The following is a 7,773-nucleotide window of genomic DNA, read 5'->3' on the forward strand; positions in this document are numbered from 1 at the left end:
TTATTGTGCAGGATACAGTAAAAAGGAAAATCGAATTAGAAAAAAAGCAACTTAGTTTGAAAAACATGTATTTCAATCGTTATCTGTTCGTACGCTATCTGACTGCCTTTTTCTTTTTCATGAACATGCAATGGATGATTCTGCTTCTATCAGCTAAAAGTTTAGGAAGCAGTTTACCAATGGTTCTACTTTTAGCTATTTTGCCTGCAGTAGGAGAACAAGTAAAGCTTTATCGAAAGCACCAAACGAATGTTCCATGGACAAAGCGGTATTTTTTGTTTCAGGGTGTCTGCAATATATTATTGATTCCAGTGTTGTTCACCTCAGGATTTACACTCTTGTATCCTTTTATGGCAATTAACAATAGAGGACAGCTATTTGTTTTCATTCTTATTGTAAGCGGTATTTTTGTCAGTGTATTTATCCAGTATCGTTTAAAGAAAATTTCGCTCAATCAAGATCAGCAGTATATCCGTATAAAACAATATGAAAAAGCGTTGTATTTAGGAAAGGAGAATAATTAATGTTTGATTTTTTGCAGAAATACCTGATGGGACCTATGGGGAAAATTGCGCAACTTAAAATCGTTCGGGCTGTTATGGCAGCGGGGATGGCTTCTATTCCTTTCACGATCGTAGGTTCGATGTTTTTGGTTTTGAATATTTTGCCATTACCGTTCCCATTTTTAGAAGGATTTTTTAATGCAACTTTTTTCAAAGTTAGTGACTTGTACATGATCGTCAATACAATGACGATGGGTATTTTATCTATTTACTTTGCCATTGTGTTTGCTTATGAATTAACGTCAATTGAACGAGATGAACAAAAGTTGAATGTTAATTCGCTCACGGGGGCATTACTATCTGTTTTTGCATTCTTTATGTGTATCCCTGAGTTGATCATGACCGATGGTAAAATCAGCTTGATTGCTTCTATCAATGAGACAGAAACTGTAGTAAATGGGATACGGATGGGCTCTTTTGTCGAACGTTTAGGAACTTCAGGAATCTTTACAGCTATTATTATGTCGATTATTGCGGTCGAATTGTATTGTATGTGTGTCAAGAGAAATTGGGTCATAAAAATGCCAGATGTTGTTCCGCCAGGAGTTTCTCGTTCTTTCACCGCTCTGATCCCAACATTTGTCATTGCGTTTGTGGTGATGATCATCAATGGATTATTAGTTGCACTAGGAACGGATATCTTCAAAATGATTGCTATCCCATTTGGGTTTGTTACGCAGCTGACGAATACGTGGCTTGGTGTCATGGTGATTTATTTCTTGATCCATGCATTGTGGATCGTAGGTATCCATGGAGCGAATATCATCACTTCTTTCTTGACCCCAATCGTATTAGCTAATATGGCAGCTAACGCACAAGGCGCAAATTATCCGTTGGCAGGAGAATTCAACAATTCTTATGTAACCGTTGGTGGATCAGGCGCGACCTTAGGATTGATCATCTTTATTGCATTCCTCGCGAAATCGGATCAGCTGAAAGTGTTAGGAAAAGCCTCTCTTGTACCAGGACTATTCAATATCAACGAACCAATTATTTTCGGGATGCCAATCGTCTACAATCCCTATTTAGCGGTTCCGTTTTTCTTAGCACCGATGGCTTCTGCTACACTCGCTTATTTTGCCATTCGGCTGGAAATCGTTAAACCGATGCTTGCACAGATGCCGTGGCCTTCGCCAGTTGGGATTGGCGCATTTGTCGGCAGTGGGGGTGATTGGAAAGCGGCTGTGCTAGCTGTCTTTTGTGCAATCATCGCATTCATTATCTGGTTCCCATTTATTAAATTCTATGATAATAAATTATTGAATGAAGAAAGAGAAAAGGCAGCAGAATTAGCTAGTGAAAAGTCAGCTAACTGATTTCTAAGAAAATAGAGCGTGGGACAAAAGTAAAGAACACTTTTGTCTCACGCTCTAAACACGTATAAACGGCGGAAGCAGAAGCAACTCCTTCGGAAATAAGCTGAAATTCACAAAGATTTGAAAAGCAATTTTCGTGAATTACCTCTTATTTCTTGGAGTTAAACACTTCTGTCCCAGCCTCTATTTATTATAGTCAATATGATTCGAACTAAGTATCAAGGCAGAATACCGAGCGACTGAAGCAAACCTAGACATGTGAATATCAGATAAACGACTAGAAAAAATAGAGCAACCCTTCCGCCTAAGCGCGCGAAAAACTTAGTCTGATGCTTCCGACTCATCAAGTAAGAAAAAAGTAGCAGTAACCATCCAACAATCGATGCATCAACTGGCAAATGTAGATTTCTAAAAATAACATCCCCCATTTTGCCGCTTTGCAAATCCAAAGTTAGAAAAATGACAGAAAAAAGAGAAAGAAAAAAGATACTGTTTGCTAAGTTGAAAATTTTTTTCATAATAACCACCTTTATATTATTGAAAAGACAGGAATAATAAACTAAAAGCAACGATAGAAGAGCCAATAATCAAAAGAATTAAAGCGCTATCTTTAAGAGGCGTGATAAAGAAACAATAAAAATTATTGTAGTTCCGGCAACTTTTCTTGATAATTCCATAGACGGGACGCTATGAAAAGTTTTCTTTTCATGGCGTCCCGTCTACTAGAATATAAATAACATTACTCTTCAATCAACCGCTTCACGATTGCATAATCCCCTTCATAAGGTTCATCTACACCATTGATTTTTTGATAGGGATCAACCCCTTTTCCCGCAATGACGACTGAATCTTGCGAAGTACTTTCTGCTAAAGCACGCCGAATCGCTTCAGGACGGTCCATTTCATAATGAACGATCAATTCTGGATTAGTAATTGCTTCATTGATTTCTTCCGCGATTTTTTGCGGATCTTCAAATGCCGGGTCATCTGCCGTTAAAAAGGCGACGTCAGCTGTTTCTGATAGCACTTTTCCAAAATCATGTCGACGGGAGATTGCTTTGTTCCCTGGGCTGCCTAATACAACAATTACACGACCGTCTGGATGTTCATTTTTGGCAAATTCCAGCAATGTTTTCAAACTTAGATAATTATGTGCGTAGTCCACATAGACATGCGCCCCATTTGATTGGATCAATTGATCCATTCGGCCTGGTACACGAGCTTCTTTTAATCCGGCTTGTGCATCTTGACTGGAGGCACCTGTTAGTGCTGCGGCAATGATCGCACTGGCTGCATTTTCTTGATTGAATCCTCCGGCCAGCAAAATATCATAAGCGGTATCGCAGATAGCTAAGTGATCTTGACGAGAAGATAAAGTAAACCCGTGGGTACCTTTGTCTGAATGGATCACTTGATAATTGCTTTTTTCCGAACGACCATAAGTGATCGTTGGGATCTGGAATAGATCGGCGGTTTCTTTAAGCAAATCAAAATAGTCACTTTCGTGATTCAAAACAACTGTTTTTGAGTTTAAGATCAATTGACGCTTGCAATAGAAATAGTCATCAAATGTCGGATGTTCGATCGGACTGATATGGTCAGGCGAGATATTCAAGAAGATTCCTACATCTAAAGTCAACCCGTACACACGTTGTGTTTTGTAAGCTTGGGAAGAAACTTCCATCACTAGATGAGTCATACCATTTTCAACTGCTTCTGCCATCATACGATATAAATCTAATGACTCAGGCGTCGTTAAATGGGATTTGAAATACGTTTTGCCATCTAGCGTTGTATTCATCGTAGAAAGCAATGCAGTTTTTTTATTCGTTGTGTGATCCAAGATTGCTTTAGTAAAATACGCAGCAGTTGTTTTACCTTTTGTTCCAGTGAATCCAATCACTTTCAATTTATTTTGTGGATAGTCGTAAAAGGCCATAGCAAGAAGTGCCATTGCTTTACGGATATCCGTCACAATGATGCCTACTGCTGAATTTTCATATGGCTGCTCTGATACATAATATTGGATACCTTGTTCGATCGCTGAATCCAAATATTCTTCTTTGAAATTCATTCCTTTACAGAAAAACAGAGTAGAAGCATCAGCTTTTCTTGAATCATAACTTAACTGAAGAAATTCAGCTTTTTCTGGTACATCAAGATGCCAGCCTTTTATTGAAACAAATTCTTTTAATAGATGTTCTTTTAATAGTAAATGACGGATGTCTTCTAAAGAGAAGCTCATTGATTGATCCCTCGCTTCATTCAATTTCTTGATTTATTATAGCACACTCTTTTCAATATATCGTTTGATTCCGCTGTGACAAAATCCAGCTTTATTCAAATTTTCTTGACACAGGGGACAAGCGGATGAGTATTTTCATAAACAATGAACTGACTGTAATAGATAGGAGAACGAACAGTGTCTCCAACCATCCAAATACATAATAATTCAAAAAGATGATAAGGCTATTCGTAAGTAACAGTCCTTGCGGCATTGGAAGCCGAAAAAATTTGTGAAAAATAATTGGCGGTATCGTTATCCCGCCATTTGAGGCTCCGACGGTGTACAATGTGTAAACGCCAAGACTGAACAAAAGACTTCCTGAAATCAGTGAGAAGAAATGAGAGGAGAGCATTTCCACTTTTGGAACGATTTCTAAAACAACAGGAAAAAGCAGACTTCCCGCTACAGTTTTAAAAAATATTGATTTTCCTAATAGAACAGCGGCTAGAAGCAGCATCATAAGATTGATGCTCCAAACAGTAACTGAGCGTTGGATAGAAAAGGCCGTTTCAACTAAATGTCCGATTGCGCCCACTCCGGCGGAAGCTATATCATGAGGGAGCAAGAACCAATTCAATCCAACTGTGATAAAGAAAAGACCTAAAAATATAACGGGTAGTTTTTTTATTTCTTGTGTCATTGATATCTCCTATAAATGTTAGCCATAAAAGGCTGTATATTTCTTTACTTTACCAAAAAAACGAAACCGAATTCAAAAAAACAATCGTTCTTATAAAAGTTATATAAAATCGATTGCCAGTTTCTGTTTTACCAATTAAAATGATAGTAATGTTTTGTAGAAAGTTGGAATCTGACCGATGGATAATCAAAGAAAACCAGCATTAGATCAATTATCACCGCAAGAAAAAATGGCACGAGGCTCTGCTTGGATGACCGCCAGTAATATCATTTCAAGGTTGCTAGGAGCTGTCTATATCATTCCTTGGTATGCTTGGATGGGCGAAAATGCTAAGGCTGCCAATGGATTATTCAATATGGGGTACAATATATATGCATTGTTTCTACTGATCTCTACAGCAGGAATACCCGCGGCGATCGCAAAACAAACCGCGCGATATAATTCGTTGAATGAATATGGCACTTCACGACGATTATTCATCCGGGCATTACAGATGATGGGCGGGTTAGGTCTGTTATTCGCTTTGTTCATGTACATCGCCTCTCCTTGGCTAGCTCATGCTTCTGGTGGCGGAGAAGAACTGATTCCAACGATGCGCTCTTTGAGTATCGCTGTATTGGTTTTTCCTTGTATGAGTGTGATACGAGGGTATTTTCAAGGGAACCAAGAGATGATGCCTTATGCGCTGTCGCAGATCGTTGAACAAGTGGCACGTATTTTTTATATGCTGTTGGCTACATTTATCATCATGAAAGTCATGAATGGCGATTATGTGACGGCGGTCACGCAATCAACTTTCGCGGCATTTATCGGTATGCTAGCAAGTATCCTTGTCCTTTTGTATTTTTTGAAGAAACATCAAGCGTATACATCTGCATTTATCCACTACAGCGAAAACAAAGTAAATATTGCAACGAAGGAATTGTTGTTAGATACCATTAAAGAAGCAATACCGTTTATTATCGTTGGTTCAGGGGTAACAATCTTCAAATTAGTCGATCAATTCACTTTTATGAAGGTCATGTCTGCATCCACTGAATATTCCAATGCACAGTTGCTAGATCTTTTTTCGATTTTTAGTGCCAATCCAGATAAATTGACAATGGTAGTTATCGCATTGGCAACATCGATCGCGTCTACCGGGTTACCGTTGATTACAGAAGCTGTTACGTTGAAAGATCGAGTAGGACTGGCAAAATTGACGAGCGGAAATTTACAACTGTTTTCATTTTTTATGTTTCCAGCGACATTTGGTGTCATGTTACTTGCCTATCCGCTAAACACATTATTTTATACACCAGATTCTCTAGGAAGCAATGTACTGATCCAAGCAAGTTTTGTAGGACTCTTCTTAGGGTTATATATGCTAGTTTCCAACATGCTGCAAGGAATGTTTGAAAACAGGGCGGCAATCAGTTATTTGGTTGTTGGGTTTCTGGTGAAACTACTTCTTCAATATCCAGCCATTCGTTTATTTGAAGTGTATGGCCCTTTATTAGCGACAATGCTCGGGTTTGCTGTGTCTTGTACCTTGATCTTAAAGAGGATCCATGAAGTAGCTCGCTTTAAACCAAGTTTTGTCTGGCGTAGGACATTACTGATCTTTATTCTTACCTTGATTATGCTTTTTGCTTCGTGGATCACAAAGATGATTTTTGGGACTTTCTTAAATGAAGATAGCAAATTCCAGTCTCTATTATTGATTCTTGCAGTAGCAGGTATAGGGGCATTGGTGTACGGTTATTTAGCTTTGAAAATCCGTTTGGCAGAAAGACTACTAGGACCAGGAATAGCGCGTTTACGACACAAATTAAAAATAAAATAAGTGAATGGGAAGAGCAGAATCAATGCTCTTTTGAAATGGGGGAAACGCATGCGTTTAGATAAATTTTTAGCAGATATGGGACTTGGTAGCCGCAAAGAAGTCAAAGGATTGATCAAAAAAGGAACGATTGAAGTCAATGGACAAGTGGTCAAAAGCGATAAAGCGCAAGTAAACGAGTTTGAAGATACGGTTACTTATTTAGGAGAAATCATTGCGTATCAAAAAGATTTTTATTATATTTTGCATAAACCTGCAGGAGTCATTTCTGCTACTCAGGATAATCATGATCAAACCGTAATCGATTTGTTGGAAGATCAAGATTATCGGGAAGATCTTTTTCCAGTTGGCCGATTGGATAAAGACACGGAAGGCCTCCTGATTTTAACGAATGATGGGGTATTTGCCCATCAGTTATTATCACCAAAAAAACACGTGGAGAAAGAATATCTAGCTGAGGTTAGCGGTATAATGACAGAAGAAGATATCCGTTTATTTGCAGAAGGACTGATTATTGATGGCGATGAGCAGACATTGCCGGCAAAACTCCAAATTGATCAAGTAGATCAAGAGTCAGAAACTTCAATTATCCGTCTGATTTTGCATGAAGGGAAGTTTCACCAAGTCAAGCGAATGGTCAAAGCAGTAGGAAAAGAAGTCTTATATTTAAAAAGAATCCGTATGGGGAATTTTTGTCTTCCTAAAGATTTGAATAGAGGGCAGTATCGCCCCATGACCAAAGAAGAGCTAGAACAAGTGAGAGAAAAATAATTGAATGGACAGCTAAAAGAATAAGTAGCGTAGTTGTAGCGACATCTGAAAAGCAGACTTATCCGTCTGACTTTGGATGGCTTTTTTGTGAAATTTCGGCTTATTTCCGTAGAAGCTACTTCTGGAACACCGTTTGTTCGGAATAAGGGACTGTGACAAGACTTTTGTCACAGTCCCCATTGCTCGTTGTGACTCGGAGTTAGATAGCAAGGTCACGATCTGTCTAATACTCAGGACAAAACGCTGATTTCACAACCTCTGATAAACGGTGTTCTCCTGCCAACTCTTCGGTCACAAGTTATAATATTCATAAAATATAAGGAGCTATTTTTTGAAATTACTCCTTGTGACTCAGAGTTAAACGGCAGGCTCAC

At 38.6% G+C, this 7,773-nt stretch carries 7 protein-coding genes; 4 read left to right on the plus strand and 3 right to left on the minus strand.

Annotation, left to right across the window (positions count from 1 at the left end; genetic code table 11):
* The first annotated feature begins 5 nt into the window (after positions 1-5).
* Both HMPREF2961_RS07825 and celB read left to right on the plus strand, forming a co-directional pair.
* Positions 6-524, plus strand: a complete 519-nt coding sequence (locus HMPREF2961_RS07825; RefSeq protein ID WP_002316106.1) for a hypothetical protein — start codon at positions 6-8, stop codon at positions 522-524.
* Positions 524-1,879 (plus strand): PTS cellobiose transporter subunit IIC, encoded by a 1,356-nt coding sequence (gene celB / locus HMPREF2961_RS07830; RefSeq protein ID WP_070704481.1) that lies wholly within the window; start codon positions 524-526, stop codon positions 1,877-1,879. The genes HMPREF2961_RS07825 and celB overlap by 1 nt, the downstream gene beginning before the upstream one ends.
* Before the next feature lie 218 nt (positions 1,880-2,097).
* Here the strand turns inward: celB and HMPREF2961_RS07835 are convergent, their stop codons facing one another.
* The 3 genes from HMPREF2961_RS07835 to HMPREF2961_RS07845 form a co-directional block, all read right to left on the minus strand.
* Positions 2,098-2,397 (minus strand): hypothetical protein, encoded by a 300-nt coding sequence (locus tag HMPREF2961_RS07835; RefSeq protein WP_025477394.1) that lies wholly within the window; start codon positions 2,395-2,397, stop codon positions 2,098-2,100.
* Positions 2,398-2,618: 221 nt separating this feature from the next.
* Entirely contained in the window at positions 2,619-4,124 is a 1,506-nt protein-coding gene (locus HMPREF2961_RS07840; protein ID WP_025477395.1) for a UDP-N-acetylmuramoyl-L-alanyl-D-glutamate--L-lysine ligase, read from the minus strand.
* Between the two features lie 91 nt (positions 4,125-4,215).
* Complete coding sequence (locus HMPREF2961_RS07845) at positions 4,216-4,806, minus strand: YitT family protein (protein WP_002292268.1); 591 nt, start codon at positions 4,804-4,806, stop codon at positions 4,216-4,218.
* 178 nt (positions 4,807-4,984) lie between these two features.
* Here HMPREF2961_RS07845 and HMPREF2961_RS07850 point away from each other — a divergent pair, with 178 nt between their 5' ends.
* Entirely contained in the window at positions 4,985-6,631 is a 1,647-nt protein-coding gene (locus tag HMPREF2961_RS07850; protein WP_002316108.1) for a putative polysaccharide biosynthesis protein, read from the plus strand.
* A gap of 48 nt (positions 6,632-6,679) precedes the next feature.
* Complete coding sequence (locus HMPREF2961_RS07855; protein WP_025477396.1) at positions 6,680-7,399, plus strand: pseudouridine synthase; 720 nt, start codon at positions 6,680-6,682, stop codon at positions 7,397-7,399.
* Positions 7,400-7,773 lie beyond the last annotated feature (374 nt).

It is taken from the genome of Enterococcus sp. HMSC076E04, assembly GCF_001814285.1.
GTDB classification, from domain to species: Bacteria; Bacillota; Bacilli; order Lactobacillales; family Enterococcaceae; genus Enterococcus_B; species Enterococcus_B lactis.